The sequence below is a fragment of the Candidatus Pelagisphaera phototrophica genome (assembly GCF_014529625.1).
GTDB classification, from domain to species: Bacteria; Verrucomicrobiota; Verrucomicrobiia; order Opitutales; family Opitutaceae; genus Pelagisphaera; species Pelagisphaera phototrophica.
Window position 1 is genome coordinate 435551 of the sequence record NZ_CP076039.1, and the last position, 17080, is coordinate 452630.

Sequence of the window (17080 nt, forward strand, 5' to 3'; positions counted from 1 at the left end):
TTCATACTCTTAAATGCGTAGTTAAATTGCTTTGCTAAAAATCAGGCGGTATTTTATGTTTCGCTTTGGGAAAATATCTCAGAGTTCTCGCTTGCTGAATTGTTTACCTTCGGTTTTGTTTCTACAATTAGTCCAAAACAAAAACTAGGGCGATTGATCGTACCGTTCAGATACGGTCACGCTTATGAATCTACTTTAGAATGTCATCCTACTGATTTGAGTCATTCGTAATTGTGAAGAAACTTAGGGAATTTGAATAAAGAACCATTAGTATCAATCATAGTGGTCGACTTCAATGGTCAGCACTTTTGGAATAGGTTGCTAGATTCCTTATCGGATCAGACATTCTCTAATTTTGAGCTGATAGTGGTTGATAATGGGGGTCATTTAGAATTGCCAGAGAGCCACGATGGAATTCGAATCAAAGTCCTGAATCGAAAGGAAAACCTTGGGTTCTCGGCAGGATGCAATTTAGGTGTAAGTGCTTCCGTTGGAGATTGGGTTGTTTTTCTAAACAACGACACTGTAGTTGAAAAGAATTGGCTGGAATGTCTCTTCTCGAAAATGATATCGAATGTTTCTGTCGGAGCCGTTGTCTCAAAGATTGTGTTCTATCCTAGATACACTCGTCTAAGAATCAGTGTTCCTACGTTTAAGCCATCGGATACAGATTTGTCGTCTGATAGCAGAAGTTTGGGCGTCAGGGTTCGTTTTAGTCCGCGTTGGGATGAGTCAACCGGTCTGCTCAATTTAGAAGGATTTCACGGTAAGGAGATTGAGGGTAACTTTGAATGGCGCTGGACAAGCGAAATAGCGAACGTTTGTATTCCATGTTTTCCTCGCGAGACTACCGAAAGTCAGGAGCTTATTGTTTCCACGCCACATGAAACCGTGGGCGAAACGGCATCCATAGAAATCGGCGAAGACAAGATGTCGATACCCATAGATTGTGTGCAACACGTGTTTGGGTTAGAGAAACGTGCCACGTTCGATATAATCAACAGTGCGGGTTCTGAACTCGAAGATGACGGGACATGCCGTGAAGAGGGTATTTATAAAATTGATAGCGGCCAATACGATATTCCTCGTGAGGTTACAGCCTTTAGTGGCTGTTCAGTTATGATTCGAAGAGACTTATTCGAAGAACTGGGTGGATTTGATCCAAAATTTTTCGCTTACTATGAAGACACGGACTTGAGCTGGCGAATGCGCAAAGCAGGATGGAAAATCATGTACGAACCAAAGAGCGTGGTAAGGCATCATCGTTCTGGTACAAGTGGAGAGCAATCGCCTTTCTTTTGTTTTCACATCTACCGGAATATGAGGTGGAATGTGGCGAAAAATGCTCGTTTGCGAAGAGCTCTCCCTCTATTGTTGATGGAACTCTTTTCTTGGATACCCTCGAGCGTTAACACCAATAATGAGTTTTCTGCACTGAGGTTGAAAAGGGAAACGATTGCTGGGATGGTAAAGTATCTTGTCCGAAGGCTTACTCAAGCGATCGGATGAACATACTAATAGACCGCCACTGAATGCAATTGGGTCCCTGCTCGTAGATTTGAGCAAAAGACCTTTGAGCTGATTGGTGAATCAGCGCCAGAACTCAGCTTGGTTTAGAAGGGATGAAAGTCTTTGTATCGCCTTCACTGCCTGAAGAGTTTGTAGTATTGGTTGCCGTAGCAAGCGAGTCGGCCACACTTTTTGTTTATCCCAATATTTTCCCGACCTTTCAGGTCAATGAAGTATGATTATAGTGGAGACGACCCTCATCTTGCGATCAAGTTGTCAGGGATTTGTTGGAATCGAACGGCTGAATTCGAGAGGTTAGTGCTCATGGGGACGTCTTATCCTGCTCATGGGAAATCATCTTTGATATGATGGTGCTGAGATTCGTCCGAGGCTCCCAGCCGAGCAGTAACTTTGCTTTCGAGGCGTCGCCACAGGTTCCTTTTATATCTCCCGGGCGGTAGAAGTGCTTGTCGATTTTGACGACTAGATTTTGGGAAGAGCGGTTTCGAGCGATTTCGTCAAGGCCGTCGCCAGACCAGTCGAGGTCGATCCCTACGTGCTTAAAAGTCGCACTCACAAAATCCTTAACGGAGTGTAGCTTTCCGGTGGCGAATACATAGTCGTCGGGCTCGTTTCGTTCCATTACGCGTATGACGCCATCCATATAGTCACCTGCATACCCCCAATCTCGTTCCGCGTAGATATTGCCGAGAGAAAGGACTTCGTCGAAACCCGCCGCGATTCGTACGACCGAGCGTACGATTTTCTTGGTTACAAACTGCTCGCCTCGAAATTCGCTTTCGTGGTTGAACAGAATTGTGGTCGCGGCCCAGAGGCCGTAATGCTTTCGGTAGGTTCTCACAAGCTGGTAGCCGAATTCCTTGGTCAGGCCGTAGGGACTTTGGGGTTGGGCAGGGGTGGTCTCGGATTGTTTTCCAGAGGTGATGTCGCCGAACATTTCGGAACTACCGGTAAAAAGGAGTCTTGTTTGAGGGGATCTGTCCCGTATGGAGGTCGCGATATTGGTTAGACCGAGAACGTTGGTCTCGATCGTTTCCAGAGGGTGTTGGATACTTCTCGCGACCGAGCTCTGAGCTGCGAGGTGATAGATATCGTCGAACTGGTTTTCGGCTACAAGCCCGTCGATAAATCCTTTGTTTGAGATGTTCGATTCGTACAATACGAGTTGCGATCGTTGACTCTCCTCGAGATGGGCGAGACTGCCGATTCCATTTGATGGTTTTTCCCGGAACAGCCCATGGACCCTGCAGCCCTTGTTCAGGAGGAGTTTTGCGAGGAAGTAGCCGTCTTGTCCTGCGATGCCGGTTATCAGTACTTTTTTGCTCACTTTTTATTTTCTGAAGCAAACCAAATGGAAAGGGCCAATGGCCGAAAAAAAAGGCAGTGTATGGTAGTCATTAAGCGGATGTGCTCCCCTATACAGATCTCAAATTCCCAGATTCTCGCTCTTGAAGATACCATTCATAAGTATCGGCGATGCCTTTTTCGAGAGGGATTCCGGATGACCATCCGTGCTTTTTCAACAGACTGACGTCAAGCAGTTTACGAGGAGTCCCATCGGGTTTGCTTGGATCCGTTTTAATTTCGCCTTCAAAGCCCACGACTCTTTTTACGATTTCAGCGATCTCCATGATGCTATGGTCAACGCCGGTTCCCGCGTTTATAAGATCGGGTGGATCTTCGAGGCTTAGCACATGGGTGATCGCTTCGGCGAGGTCATCTACATTCATCAGTTCCCTACGTGGAGTTCCCGTCCCCCAAATAGTGACGGACTCCCTGTTAGCCACCGTCGCTTCGTGGAATCTTCCTATCAGTGCTGGCAAGAGATGGGAGTTCTCAGGATGGTAGTTGTCCCCTTGGCCGTAGAGGTTGGTGGGCATCAAAGAATGAAACAGGACACCGTATTGCTTCCGGTAATACTCGCAGAGTTTGAGACCTGCAATTTTTGCTATGGCGTAGGCCTCGTTGGTCGGTTCAAGCATATCCGTAAGAAGTGAGCTTTCTTTGATTGGCTGGGAAGCGAATTTGGGGTAGATGCATGAACTCCCTAGAAAAAGAAATCTTTCCGTGCCCGAAATAGATGCCGCGTTCACTGTATTTGTAGCGATTGCTAGATTTTCATAGAGGAACGAAGCAGGATATATGTTATTAGCATAGATACCTCCAACTTTTGCAGCGGCCATAATTACAACTTCGGGTTTCTCGTTGGCGAAGAAAGTCTCGACCGCAGCCTGATTAGTTAGATTCAACTCTGAGCGATCGCGCGTTATGAGATTTTCGTATCCGATAGATTTCAAGTGACGGAGAACCCCAGAGCCAGCCATTCCTTTGTGGCCTGCGACGTATATTTTGGAACTTAAGTTCATGGGATTTTAATACCGAATGAAAATAGCTATATAGTTCTATTCTTATAGCAGTTCGGCTGACTCAGAAAATTTTAAGAAACCGAATAGGGAATCAGTCGTTTTTAGTGGTTATGCTAGAGCAATCTTTATTTTCGCCTCGTCACTCGCAAGTTTAAGGTCTGCGTCGACCATGATCTTGACGAGCTCTTTGAATTTCACCTTGGGCTCCCACCCGAGTTGCTTTTTTGCTTTAGCGGGGTCCCCGATTAGAAGATCCACCTCTGCGGGTCTTTCGTAGCGGTCATCGTATTCCACATACTTTTCCCAATCAAGATCGAGATGATTGAAGGTTTCGATGACGAATTCCTTGACCGAATGAGTCTCGTTGGTCGCGATAACGTAGTCGTCGGGATTGTCTTGCTGAAGCATGAGCCACATCATTTCGACGTATTCTTTGGCGTAGCCCCAGTCACGTTGAGCGTCTAGATTGCCCAGATATAATTTTTTCTGGAGGCCTAGCTTAATACGGGTGGCGGCTCTGGTGATTTTCCGGGTCACGAACGTTTCGCCACGTCTAGGAGATTCGTGGTTGAATAGTATGCCGCTGCAAGCGAAGAGATTGTAGGACTCGCGATAATTGACCGTGAGCCAATGGGCGTACATTTTTGCACATCCGTAAGGAGATCTTGGCCAGAAGGGAGTCTTCTCGGTTTGTGGGACTTCTTGCACTTTGCCGAACATCTCGGATGAAGAGGCTTGGTAAAAACGGACTTTATCGACGAGTTTAGCCTCTCTTATTGCCTCTAATATTCGGACGGCTCCAACACCAACAACATCACCGGTATATTCAGGAACGTCGAACGAAACCCTTACATGGCTTTGGGCACCCAGATTGTAAATCTCATTGGGCTGCAGTTCGTAGAGGAGCTTCACCATTTGCACAGAATCGGCGAGATCCCCGTAGTGGAGAAAGAGCTTTACGCCATTGATGTGTGGATCCTGATAGAGGTGGTCAATACGATCTGTGTTGAAAGTGGAAGCTCTTCGAATGACGCCATGCACTTCATAGCCTTTAGTGAGAAGAAGCTCCGCTAAATATGAGCCGTCCTGTCCAGTAATTCCAGTTATGAGCGCTTTTTTCATAGATTGATTCTCAGAGGAGCCAATGCTCTAGACCTTAACAAGGATAAAAACGAGTAAAGAGATTTTATGGCATTTCTTTAAAGGCCGGAGCTCCCCTTTGTTGCTAGCCTTGGCTTAACTTCTGTGAAGTCTGATATAAGCGGGTTGAAATTCATTGCTCTGCAAAGGCGGTAAAGCGTTGGGATGGACAGGGTGAGCTGATGTAAACAGTCCATTATCCATCGGTTCTAGCACTAGACTATCGCTAGGTCGAAGTTAGTGGTCAGTCGTCGATCTGGTTCTGCTCGAGTCAGACCCATGTAGCTGCGGAGCTTTTGGGCCCCATTCAGTTCCAGTAAGGTGTGATTTCCCACGAGTTGATTGCCTCAAAGGTAGGAGCTTTGTTATGAAGGCCTCTCAATAGGTATCGGCATACTGCCTACATGCTAATTACTAGTGTGATGTTCTAGCTGAGGCTTGCCTTGTTCATCGGCAGTGGCATGGTTGTCGATCCGGTTGGAAAAATTGCAGTAGGAATTCCGATCCGGCCGTTTTCAAAGCAAAACACAATTTTCTATATGACCCACTTTTGGAATTATCGGATATTCGCGATAGCGCTTGGTCTTAACGTTTGGAACTTTGGACTGGCTCAGGAAAAGAGCTGGACTCTGGACGACCCGCTTCCTGTCGACAAGAGCATCATTGTAGGGCAGCTCGAGAATGGGCTGAAGTACTATGTCCGGGAGAACAAAAAGCCTGAAGGCCGTGTCTTTTTAAGATTGGTCGTCAATGCGGGTTCCCTGCAGGAGAATCAGAGTCAGCGAGGCTTGGCACACTTCCTCGAGCATATGGCGTTCAATGGTACGCGGCGATTTGCCAAGAGTGAAATTGTCGACTTTATGGAACGTGCCGGCATGCGATTCGGTTCGCACGTCAACGCGTACACATCTTACAATGAGACGGTTTATATGCTGCAGCTCCCGACGGACAATCCGAGTTTGCTTTCGACGGGGTTTGAAATACTTGAAGATTGGGCGGACGGGCTGACGCTAGATCCGCTTGAAATTGAAAAGGAGCGAGGCGTAATCCTAGAGGAATGGCGTTCCAGACAGGGTGTCGGCGAGCGATTGAGTGAGCGGCAGCGCCCATTCATTTACTTCAAGTCAAGCTATGCGGATCGAAACCCGATCGGTTCGATGATTGTCGTGGGAAATGCGCCAAGAGAGCGGTTTGAAGAGTTTTACAACGATTGGTACCGGCCGAATCTAATGGGAGTCATTGTCGTAGGGGATATCGACAAGAACGACATCGAGCAAAAGATCATCGATACGTTTAGTTCCTTAGAGAACCCGGAAAACGCTCCAGAGCGAACACCGACGGAGGTACCAGTCCATGAGGAGACGCTTTTCTCAATCGAAACGGACCCCGAGTTGACAATCGCCTCGTTTCGCATGCTGACCAAGCAGCCGGTCGGCCCCGACAGCAGCGCAGCGGACTACCGTCACATGATTATAGAACGCCTTTATTTTGGGATGCTCAACCGTCGATTAGACGAGAGGTCACGTGAGCCAAATCCTCCGTTCATCCAAGCGAATGCCGGAAGTAGTCGCATCGCTCGTGAGAAGGAAGCACTGCAGCAGTCGGTTGTTTTCTTAGGCAACCGGTATCAAGAAGGGCTGAATGCACTGATTGGCGAGACCAACCGGGCGGTACGAGATGGATTCACCAGTAGCGAGCTTGAACGAGTGAAAGCGGACGTTCTGAGATCGCTGGAAAACGCGTACGAGGAGCGGGACAAGACGGATTCGGATAGCTACGCCAGAGAATACACGCGGGCCTTTACTGTCGATGAGCCTATTCCTGGTATAGAGATGGAGCTGGAAATGACCGAGGCTTTTCTCGCTGATATTAATCTCGCGGAAGTGAACGCGATCGGGGAGGGATTTGCCCAGAAGGAGAATCGGGTAGCCCTTTTTAGTGGACCAGAAAAGGAGGGACTTGAATTACCTAGTGAGTCAGAGCTGGTTGCGACGATCAAAGCATCGAACGAAATCGAGCTTGAGCTGTACGAGGATGAGTTTCTCGATGTACCGCTATTAGCGACGATCCCAGAACCAGGGGAAATTGCCAAAGAGGACTATGATGAGAAGTTGGATACTTATGTGTGGGAACTATCAAACGGAGTAAACGTTATCCTGAAACGAACGGAGTTTCAGAATGATGAGATTCTCATGAATTCTTACAGTCCGGGTGGGCATAGTCTCGTGATGGATGACGAGTACTTGTCTGCCATCATGTCTACTATGATTCTTGGAGAAAGCGGAGTAGGACCTTTCAACTCGATCCAGTTGGACAAGCGATTGGCCGGCGAGTCCGTAAACGTATCGCCCTACATATCCGATCAGTACGAGGGGTTTAGCGGAGCGTCGTCGCCTAAAGACTTGGAAGCCTTTTTTAAATTGCTTTACCTGCAAGCGACTCAGCCACGACTTGATGAGGAAGCCTACGGCTCACTCGAAACGCGGTTGCGGGCAATGATTGTTAATCGCGAGAAATCGCCCCAATCAGTTTTCCAGGATGCTCTTGAAAAAGAACTGTATGGTGATCATCCGCGGCATCGACCCTTGAGCTTAGAGCTGATGAACGAAATCGATCCGCACCTTGCGCTCGGGGTTTACAAAAACCGGTTTAAGGACTTCAGCGACTTTACTTTCGTTTTCGTAGGGTCTCTCGATTTGGAGGAAATGAAGCACTACGCTAAGACTTACCTAGCATCCCTGCCTGCAACCGGGAGAGACGAGAGGGGACGTTACTTAGGAGATGATCCATTGCCAGGTAAGCGTAATGTGGATATCAGTTTTGGCTTGGAGGAAAAGACGAGCGTCCGAGTATTGTTTACGGGAGAAGCCGAATGGTCACCAGAAAATAGATACATAATGAGTGTCGTTCGCGACCTTTTGAATATCCGAATGCGTGAATCGCTGCGGGAAGAGAATGGGGGCACCTATGGTGTAGGCGTCTACGCTAATCTGACCCGTGAGCCCACAGAGCGCTATTCCACAGGGTTCGCTTTCTCCTGTGATCCAGCGAATGCGGATCTGCTCATAAATGCGGGCATCCACGAAATTCTCGATCTTCAGGAAAGAGGCTTTAAGATAAAAAATTTGGAGAAAGTACAAGAGATCCACCTTCGTGGATATGAAACGGGGCTGAAGGAGAACGGATTCTGGCTAAGAAATTTGACTTCAGCTGCAAGAGAAGGACGGGAATTCTCCGAAATCCTCGATTTCCCGAATCAGGTAAAGGAGTACGATCCGGAACGGATTTTGGAAGCCGCAAGGAAGTACTTCAGCTTCGATAACGTGGTTGTTGCCAAGTTGAATCCGAAGCACAATTGATGCTTTGAAAGTAGCCAAACCCGACTCAGGAGGCAAGCTGATTGAAGGCGGATCGCTCTCTCGTTAAAGCTACGCTTGAAGGAACGATTTTAGGCGCTCCAAATTTAGAATCTGATGGAGAGAGTCTTCCTGAACGACTTCGTTGGCTAAGGTTTCCTTCTTAAGTTGAAGGCTTTGAATCTTGTCTTCAACGGAGTCTCTAATGGTTAGGCGGTAAGCATTGACAGCGTTCTGTTGGCCTATCCGGTGCGTCCGGTCTATGGCTTGGGCTTCAACCGCGGGGTTCCACCAAGGGTCGTAAAGAATGACATAGGTGGCGGCGGTCAAATTTAGTCCAGAACCAGCGGCGCGGAGAGAGAGAAGAAAAGCAGTGATCGACTCGTCCTCTTGAAACTGATTGACCAGCTCTTCGCGATTTCGAGTTTTTCCCGTCAGCATTAGGTATTTGCAATCGCGATCTTGGAGCTCGGTCCGGATGATTTCGAGCATCTCGACGAATTGGCTGAATATAAGTACCTTGTGCCCCTCGCCCTCAAGTTCTGAAACGAGATCTAGCAAAGCTTCTAATTTAGCGCTGTTCATGCCCGCATAAGCAGGATCGACGAGTCGAGGATGACAGCAAATCTGTCGGAGTCGTAGGAGAGAGGAAAGAATGTTGAATCTTTCTTTGTCAAACTCCGCTTTTGTGCTGATAGAGCGCAAACTTTCTTGAACCCCTTTTAGCTCAGCATTGTAGAGGTCCATTTGATCACCTTCCATTTCACAGGACAGCGTTTCTTCAATACGATCCGGTAAATCGGGCGCTACTTGTAGTTTACTGCGGCGCAACATGAAGTGTCGTACGCGTTCGAAGAGCCGTTTCGGAGAGTTTGGATCGTTCTCTTTGTACTGCCGCTTAAAAGTGGTCTGACTTCCGAGGAGGCCAGGCATGGCAAATGCAAATAGGCTCCACAAATCCAAAATTCGATTTTCAACCGGTGTACCTGTGATGACGATACGGTATTCAGATTGTAGGGCGTAGGCAGTCTTCGCTGTTTGAGATTGCGGATTCTTGATGTACTGACCCTCGTCCAATATGGCGACCGTCCAGTTTAGCTCAGTGAAAAAGCTTCGATTTATTCGAAGTTGAGAGTAGTTGGCGACCAGGATGTCCGTTCCTTTTTCGGACCAATTGACCGCGGTCATGGAGCTTGGGTCGAAGGTGGAAATCGTGAGTAGCTGCGAATGGCGTGCGACCTCTTGCATCCAAACATGCATTACGGATTTGGGACAGATTACTAGACACTTGAACGACTCTTCTGCCGAACGATGGAGTTTAAGCCACGTAAGCCAGGTGAGGGCTTGCAGAGTCTTTCCCAGACCCATGTCATCTGCGAGTATACCGCCGAATCGATTTTGTGAAAGAAATGCGAGAAAACGGAACCCATCCTCTTGATAAGGGCGAAGCTGGGTGGCGATCCCTTTGGGGATATTGGCAGGCGTTCGAGTGCTTACCTCCCTGGCTCGTTTCCGAATGCTCTTGGCCAAGTTATCTGCTACGGCATCCTCGAGCGGTACTTCAGCCAATTGCGTGGCGTGAAAGGAGTGTGTATCTCCTGCGGACTCACTATCCGTCAAGCCCAGCTGAAGAAGCAGTTCCTTTTGCCTCAGGGCGACGGTTGGCTCGAAGCGTTTCCAACCCTTGCCTGGCAGATGCACGTAGTCACCTTTGGCCTTGAGCAGGAGCTGGTGCTCGTTTTCGGTGAGGGTTGTATCGAGTAACTCGGGCTCTAGGTGAATATTGAACCAATCCTGATTAGCATTTGGGTCAATTCGAAGAGCGTATCGCCCGGCAGGTTTCTTGTCTACGAGCGAATCTAGCTCATCGTCAGCGATGATCTGTAGTTCGCTTGGAATACCTTGTATCCAAAGAGTGAAGGTATTGGGGAAATCGTAGTCTATGGGGCGGGTCCAAAGTCCTTGTTCGACCTCCGAAAGGTCGTATTCGTGAAGTTGGGCCAGGTAGGGTGAGGCGTCAGGGTATTCAAATAGAGATCCTCCGTCCGGAATCTCGGATTCCTCGTCTGTTTCGAGATTCGGGGAAGGCGCCCAACCTTGATCGGTTAAAATAAACCAATGACTGTGATCGCGCGAAACGGCGGCGATGGAGACTTTCAGGGATCGCTGTTTGTCCTTTATTTCCTTCGAATCAAGAACGGAACAATAAATTCGAGGTTGGAGAGGGACGGTGACGATTTTGCCTTTAAGTTGTTCTGGTAAAGCAAGACCTTGATTGCGGAGAAATAGAAGTCCTTCAGAGCTCTCGATAGCTTCTTGCGGTATCTCAAATGGCTTATTTGGGTCCGCTTCAGCCTGCAGTAAGTTGGGTCCTAGATACAGGAATTCTGCGTGGAGATACAACGCGGTTTGACCTGGTAGGTAGGTAAGCGGAAAGGGCGCTGGGCGGCCACCTTCGAATACGAGCTCCAATTTGTAGTTTCCATTGGCGCCAGGACCGTGCTCGGACCCTATCCACTTTAATCGCTCATCGCTAATGTTGAGAGGTGAGCCTTCCTTCCCTACAACATGGCCTTTCGTATCCGATCTATGGAGAAGGGCATTGAGAAAAGAACAGTCTTCGGCTTTGTCCAAATCTATGCGTGCCCGTTGAGTCGAGCGGAAATAGTCTTGAAACAATGCGCACAGCGGGAGGCTGGCGGGCCCGAAGCGATCGAGAAAGCCAAAGTCTTTGGCCAGCCATTGAGTGAGTTCCTTGGCGGACAAAGGAGAATAGTCAGGGAATCCAACGGTACGAGCTTCCCACTTGAGTGATCGTCCTTGGAGTTTGAGGCGAAGTTCGAGATTACCTGTGGGGCTAAAATCCCGCCTTTGGGAAAGATTGCCAAGGCGGTTCTTCCAGAGCCGAGTTTCTTTTTGGTGCTTCCGTAACTGAATGTTTTCACGGATTTCATCCAATTGGGTTTGTGGTTCGAGAAATTTTGGCAAAGGAATTTCACGATCATCAAAAATCAGAGCGATGTACTGCCAGAGCGAATACTCATCCTCAGGCTGTTCTTCCCAGAGTCCATCCGTGAGAGGACTCTGTTGGTTTCTCTCAATCGTAAGGATTTGATTTTCGAGTAGGGAAAGATCCTTTGCGTTTAGGGCGTCTTTCCAATCAAGCCGATCCAGGATGTCGGTCAGGTTCTCGAGGAGATCATTCTCGTTTTTCGAGAGTTTTCGATCCTGCTCGGCTTCGATTTCGGTTTTCCATTCCTTTAGCGTTTTCCCCATACCTTGGCAGGCGAACTGGCTTGAGCCGCCCATCCCCCAAAAAAGTAGTGCCGCGAAATGCGGTTGCAATAGGAAATTGCTAGATGGTAGTGACTCGGGGAAGGTCCCTAGCCTCGACTGAAGCGGTTATCATTGATTTGGAGTCATGGCTACGGTGATGAACGCCTTGCCAGTGTCTCCTCAAAAGAGCTGCTCATCCAGAAAAGCGAGCAGTTCTTCCTCGGTAACGCGTTTCTGTTCTGTTGTGTCGCGATCTCTCAAAGTGACGGTGCCGTCCTTTTCCACCGTGTCGAAGTCGATCGTAACACACCATGGTGTACCGATTTCATCCATACGACGATAGCGTCTACCGATGGCGCCGGATGCGTCCCAGAATGCGTTGAATTTCCGCTGTAATTTGCCATATAGCGTTCTCGCCCTATCTACGAGCTCGGGTTTATTTTTAAGAAGGGGGAGGACCGCAATTTTATAGGGAGCCACTCGCGGGTGGAACTTCATCAGCGAGCGCCTCTCCCCGCCGATTTCATCTTCGGTATAGGCTGCGGTAAGAATTGCGAGGAGAACGCGATCGACACCGAGAGAAGGTTCGACGACATGTGGGATGTATTTTGCCTTAGCCGCTTCGTCGAAGATCTCCATGGACTTACCCGAATATTCCTGGTGCTGGGTAAGGTCGAAGTTGCCACGACAGGCGATACCCCATAGCTCTTGCTCTCCGAACGGGAATCGAAAGGTGATGTCGGTGGTTCCACGAGAGTAGTGGGAGAGCTTTTCTTGGGGATGAACGTCCTCGCCCAACATTTCCTCAGGCAAGCCCACAGAAACGAGCCAGTTCTTACACCAGTCAATCCATTCTCGGTGAGCAGACTTCCAATCCGCTTCTGGTGCGATGAAGTACTCCATCTCCATTTGCTCGAATTCTCGGGAGCGGAAAATGAAGTTTCGCGGGGTGATCTCGTTGCGAAACGCTTTCCCGATTTGGGCAATTCCAAAGGGGATTTTGACCCGGCCGGTATCGACGACGTTCTTGTAGTTTGCAAAGATTCCCTGGGCGGTTTCGGGACGAAGGTAGGCAATCGCGGTCGAGTCACTCAAGGCCCCGACCTTGGTTTCAAACATGAGGTTGAAGTCGCGCGGCGGAGTAAGGGAGCCTGGCTCCCCTGTTGCCGGGGAAGGGATTAGCTCATATTGAGAAGGATCCGCTTCGGTGTAGTCTTTCAGCTCGATAGGGGCCAGTTCGCCTTGAACACCCTGCTTACGCTTCATTTTTTCGGCTGCGGCCTGAGCGGTGGCTTCCATATATCCATCCTCAATAACGGAGACGTAGCCAATGTTCTCGCCATCGACGACGACGGGAGAAAAGAAAAGCTGATCTGCCCGGTAGCGCATTTTCGAGACTTTGCAGTCTACCATGGGATCCGAGAATCCGCCGACATGGCCAGACGCCTCCCAGATTTTTGGCGACATAATGATCGAGGAATCCAGGCCTTCGATGTCGTCGCGCCGGTGGACCATGTCCTGCCACCAGGCATCTTTAATGTTCTGCTTAAGTTCAACGCCGAGTGGGCCAAAGTCGAAGAAGCCGTTGTAGCCTCCGTAGATTTCCGAAGACTGGAAGATGAATCCGCGTCGTTTGCAGAGAGCGACAATTGCGTCCATTTGGGCGTTTTTTGATGCTTGGGCTTTGGCCATAAGACGTGTTTAAATGGAAGGTTCAATTGCTCGGGTCAAGCTTTGCGAATCCGAGTTCAAGGGCTTGCGAACGGAAATTAGGGAATGGATAGCAAAGCCCTGCAAATGAGATCTGAAATTTGGTTGCCAAGTGAGTTTGGTTGATCTTTGACTCTCCAGCTACCGTAGAACTTTCAAAAATATTTACACCATGGCCGAACTAGAAGGAAATTGCCTCGTCGGGCAGTCGGGTGGACCGACAGCCGCAATCAATGCAACGCTCGCAGGCGTGATCGAAGAAGCACTCAATTATGAGTGCATCGAAGAGATCTACGGCAGCCTCAATGGAGTGCTTGGCATTTTAAACGAGGATTTCGTGGATTTAGCCTCGGAGTCGCAGCAAGCCATTCGCGGGCTCCGTGTCTCCCCCGGCGCCGCATTGGGGACGAGCCGTTTTCAGTTCAAAAAGCAAGCGGACTACGATCGGGCAATCGAAGTGTTCAAGGCCCACAACATCCGTTATTTCTTTTACATCGGAGACAATGATTCGATGGCCACTGCGGCGAAGCTTAATGCGGCTGCCGCCGAGCAAGGACACGAGCTTCGCGTGATTGGTATTCCCAAAACGATCGATAACGATATCACTCGTACCGACCATACGCCGGGTTACGGTAGTGTCATTAAGTACGTTGCGACGACCGTTCGTGAAATGGCGTCGGACAACGAGGCTCTAGGGCAGGGAGACTACGTTTCCATTTTAGAAGTTATGGGCCGTAATTCTGGCTGGATCGCCGCTGGAGCCGCTCTCTGCAAGCGACGGGACCACCCGCATGACCCTCCGCATCTGATCTACCTGCCCGAAGTGCCGTTCGCCCCTGAAAAGTTTATCGAAGATGTACAGCGGGTTCTTCAGCGCGAAAAATACTGCGTAATCGTGGTTGGCGAAGGCCTAGTCGATACGGACGGGAACTATGTTTCGGTTGGATCTTCTAGCATAGATGCCTTTGGAAACGTTCAGCTCGGAGGTTCAGGAGAGTACCTGAAGGGGCTCGTTGAACGGAGCCTTAGCGTGAGTGCTCGCTCCTGCAAACTAGGCATTGCTCAAAGGGCGGCAGCACATTGCGCTTCCAAAACCGATGTCGATGAGGCCTACCAGGCTGGCAGGGATGCGATTTTGGCAGCAGTCGAGAAAGAGGAATCTGGAAAGATGATTACCTTGCAGCGAACTGATTCGGACACCTATGCGTGCGAGACAGGGCTAGCGGATTTGAGTGAAGTTTCCGAAGGAACCAAGCGGATTCCTGATGACTGGATCAATGACGATGGCGTGAGTATGAATTATCCATTTATAAAGTATGCCCTTCCACTCATCCAAGGTGAGGTTGAGTCGCCCTTTGATAACGGTCTTCCGGTATTCTCCAAGCTAAAGCGGCTCAAGGTCGACAAGCAGTTGGCAGGTTACGCGCTGTAGCACACCCGGCTCTAGTTGCCTTGTTGCACTTTATTGATGCGAACCCGATTGACGGAGTTGGCAGGGATTCTCTTGCTCTCGTGATAAAGCCGTTGATCTTTCGCGGCATTATATCGAATCTTGCGAGACGCTCTACTGGTAGTCCTGCAATCGTAACTCTTTTAGCAGGGGATTGGGAGGGTAGTTCCCAAGATTATCCTCTTCCGCCTCGATGAACCCGAAAGCCTATTGGAAACGTCCGGAACGCTGGCTGGCGTTTTTCCTGACCTTTTTGGCTGTATGTTCGTTTCTAGCGATGGTTCCGGTTACGCCAGAATTGTCTCCGGACGTAGGGTTAGAGACGACTGGGAGCGAAAGTGAGTTGAGTTTTATTGATCAGCTGCGCGGAGGTTCGACTGCTCCGAGAGTGTTAGGGCACTGGACTTCTTTGTCGCCACCCCTATTGGCAGTGCTTGTTACCCTGTTTTTCCGGTCAATGGTAATTGCCCTGCTTTCGGCGTTTTTTGCAGGGGCTTTTCTCTCTTTTGGTCTGAATCCGTTGATTGTTATTACTCTAGCCATCCATGACTTCATCTGGAAGTCATTAAGTTCCAGTTTCAGCCTCTATATTTTCCTGTTTCTATTCACGCTTGTCGGGCTCGTTCATGTGCTTTCCCGTAACGGTGGCCTAAGTGGATTGGTCGATGCCTTCGGAAAATTCGTCACAAGCCGGAAACGAGCTAAGATTGCGATCAGCCTGGGAGGAGTGGCGATGTTCTTTGACGACTACGCAAACACGGTAGTGCTTGGCAATACGATGCAAAAATTGTCAGACAAGTGGCATATATCGAGGGAGAAGCTTGCCTACTTAGTTGATTCCACAACGGCGCCAGTAGCTGGGTTGGCGGTGCTTTCGACTTGGATTGCGGCGGAGGCGTTGCTTTTAGGCGATGAGGCAAAGTCACTTGGTATTGAATTATCTGGATACGGAATATTCTTAGAATTGCTGCCTATGCGGTTCTATTGCATCGGAGCTCTGATCTTCCTTTTCATAAACTCAGCCGTGGGAAGAGACTTCGGCCCGATGTTTCAAGCGGAGAAAAGAGCGGCTCTCGAAGGCAAAGTGTACGACGATGGAAGCCAGCCACTAGGAATTCAGTCGTCGGGGATAATGAAGCCAGATGAAGGAACACCCAGAAGGTGGTTCAATGGACTGATCCCAATCGCTTGTGTGGTCTTTGGAATCCTGATCGGAATTGTAGTGTTGGGTAGGGCACGGATAATTGGGTTAGGCGAGTCGTTCTCTTTTAGAAGTTTCGAAGATTGGCGATATACTTTTGGCTTGGCCGTGGGAGACGAAGACGGGGCAGGGGCACTTCCGGTGCTATTCCTCGCTTCCGTATTTGGCAGTTTAGTCGCTTTTGGGCTCACAATAGGGCAACGACTCATGAGTGTCCGGGAGACCTTTCAGGCTTATGTGAGCGGTATGCCAACCATGTGGATGGCAGTATTCATCTTGTTGATGACTTGGTCTATGCAGGATATCTGCCAAAATCTGGGAACCGCAGAATACTTAATCGATTTGCTTGGGGACAGCATGCCCGTTTGGACACTCCCGCTATTCACGTTCGTGGTGGCTTCCATGATGTCCTTCGCAACCGGAACAAGCTGGGGAGCAATGGGGATACTTATTCCCATTATACTGCCATTGTCCTACAGTATGGGTACGTTTGATGCCGGTGGCGGCATCCTGTTTTTCCTAACAGCGGCGGCCATCCTCGATGGAGCCATTTTTGGGGATCACTGTAGCCCAATTAGCGATACAACGGTCCTAACTTCAATCTCTACGGGCTGCGATCATATCGCGCATGTGAAAACGCAACTGCCCTACGCTGTTTTAACGATGGCTTTGTCCGGATTATTTGGTTATCTAGCGGTCGCTGGTAATATGCCATTATGGCTATTCTACGTTTTATTTCCACTGGCTTCGGTGGGGATTCTCTTTGTATTTGGAAGGAGAATCCCCACCGAAGCAGACTAAGGTGGCACGTAGAGTTCTACGAGAGATACACCCGTTGTCCCCTCTTCCCCTGAAACTCTGAGCGTGTACAGTCCTGTTTCGAGACTGATGATCCTAGCGGCATTCTGGCTCTCTGTATCAATCGCGAATGCACCGACCGAAGCGGCTGCTTCGCTAATGGAAGAGAGACCGTTCCGGCCATGATTGGTGGCAATGATTTCTTCGGAGGAGTTCAGCACCTTGAGAACTGGGTGCTTAAATATCACTTTGG

Annotated in this window: 10 protein-coding genes; 4 read left to right on the forward strand and 6 right to left on the reverse strand. The window is 49.2% G+C overall.

Translation table 11 applies throughout. The annotated features are described in order from the left end of the window. The first annotated feature begins 252 nt into the window (after positions 1 to 252). Positions 253 to 1509, forward strand: a complete 1257-nt coding sequence (locus tag GA004_RS02035) for a glycosyltransferase family 2 protein (RefSeq protein WP_283395624.1) — start codon at positions 253 to 255, stop codon at positions 1507 to 1509. A 322-nt stretch (positions 1510 to 1831) separates the two neighbouring features. Here GA004_RS02035 and GA004_RS02040 read toward each other — a convergent pair whose 3' ends face one another. The 3 genes from GA004_RS02040 to gmd form a co-directional block, all read right to left on the reverse strand. After that, positions 1832 to 2857, reverse strand: coding sequence for a GDP-mannose 4,6-dehydratase (locus GA004_RS02040; RefSeq protein ID WP_283395625.1), 1026 nt, complete (start codon positions 2855 to 2857; stop codon positions 1832 to 1834). Between the two features lie 88 nt (positions 2858 to 2945). Continuing rightward, on the reverse strand, positions 2946 to 3896 hold the full coding sequence (locus tag GA004_RS02045) for a GDP-L-fucose synthase family protein (RefSeq protein ID WP_283395626.1): 951 nt from the start codon (positions 3894 to 3896) through the stop codon (positions 2946 to 2948). Positions 3897 to 4004: 108 nt separating this feature from the next. Continuing rightward, positions 4005 to 5018: a GDP-mannose 4,6-dehydratase gene (gmd, locus tag GA004_RS02050; protein WP_283395627.1), complete on the reverse strand. Its 1014-nt coding sequence runs from the start codon at positions 5016 to 5018 to the stop codon at positions 4005 to 4007. 557 nt (positions 5019 to 5575) lie between these two features. Between gmd and GA004_RS02055 the strand changes: the two genes are divergently transcribed. Further along, positions 5576 to 8395, forward strand: a complete 2820-nt coding sequence (locus tag GA004_RS02055) for a M16 family metallopeptidase (protein ID WP_283395628.1) — start codon at positions 5576 to 5578, stop codon at positions 8393 to 8395. A 69-nt stretch (positions 8396 to 8464) separates the two neighbouring features. Here GA004_RS02055 and GA004_RS02060 read toward each other — a convergent pair whose 3' ends face one another. Together GA004_RS02060 and GA004_RS02065 are read right to left on the reverse strand one after the other, a co-directional pair. Then, positions 8465 to 11701, reverse strand: coding sequence for a DEAD/DEAH box helicase (locus GA004_RS02060; protein ID WP_283395629.1), 3237 nt, complete (start codon positions 11699 to 11701; stop codon positions 8465 to 8467). Positions 11702 to 11848: 147 nt separating this feature from the next. Beyond that, positions 11849 to 13360: a glycine--tRNA ligase gene (locus GA004_RS02065; protein WP_283395630.1), complete on the reverse strand. Its 1512-nt coding sequence runs from the start codon at positions 13358 to 13360 to the stop codon at positions 11849 to 11851. Positions 13361 to 13550: 190 nt separating this feature from the next. On the opposite strand from GA004_RS02065, the gene GA004_RS02070 reads away from it, so the two are divergent. Together GA004_RS02070 and GA004_RS02075 are read left to right on the forward strand one after the other, a co-directional pair. Beyond that, positions 13551 to 14810, forward strand: a complete 1260-nt coding sequence (locus tag GA004_RS02070) for a 6-phosphofructokinase (protein ID WP_283395631.1) — start codon at positions 13551 to 13553, stop codon at positions 14808 to 14810. A gap of 211 nt (positions 14811 to 15021) precedes the next feature. After that, entirely contained in the window at positions 15022 to 16830 is a 1809-nt protein-coding gene (locus tag GA004_RS02075; RefSeq protein WP_283395632.1) for a Na+/H+ antiporter NhaC family protein, read from the forward strand. Here GA004_RS02075 and GA004_RS02080 read toward each other — a convergent pair. Further along, complete coding sequence (locus tag GA004_RS02080; RefSeq protein WP_283395633.1) at positions 16827 to 17048, reverse strand: hypothetical protein; 222 nt, start codon at positions 17046 to 17048, stop codon at positions 16827 to 16829. The two genes, GA004_RS02075 and GA004_RS02080, sit on opposite strands and share 4 nt — an antisense overlap. Positions 17049 to 17080 lie beyond the last annotated feature (32 nt).

Excerpts from the sequence above, each read along its gene's own strand:
- GA004_RS02065 (WP_283395630.1), bottom strand. The coding sequence starts at position 13,360 with ATGGCCAAAGCCCAAGCATCAAAAAACGCCCAAATGGACGCAATTGTC.
- GA004_RS02045 (WP_283395626.1), bottom strand. The coding sequence starts at position 3,896 with ATGAACTTAAGTTCCAAAATATACGTCGCAGGCCACAAAGGAATGGCT.
- gmd (WP_283395627.1), bottom strand. The coding sequence starts at position 5,018 with ATGAAAAAAGCGCTCATAACTGGAATTACTGGACAGGACGGCTCATAT.
- GA004_RS02070 (WP_283395631.1), top strand. The coding sequence starts at position 13,551 with ATGGCCGAACTAGAAGGAAATTGCCTCGTCGGGCAGTCGGGTGGACCG.
- GA004_RS02075 (WP_283395632.1), top strand. The coding sequence starts at position 15,022 with ATGAACCCGAAAGCCTATTGGAAACGTCCGGAACGCTGGCTGGCGTTT.
- GA004_RS02055 (WP_283395628.1), top strand. The coding sequence starts at position 5,576 with ATGACCCACTTTTGGAATTATCGGATATTCGCGATAGCGCTTGGTCTT.
- GA004_RS02060 (WP_283395629.1), bottom strand. The coding sequence starts at position 11,701 with ATGGGCGGCTCAAGCCAGTTCGCCTGCCAAGGTATGGGGAAAACGCTA.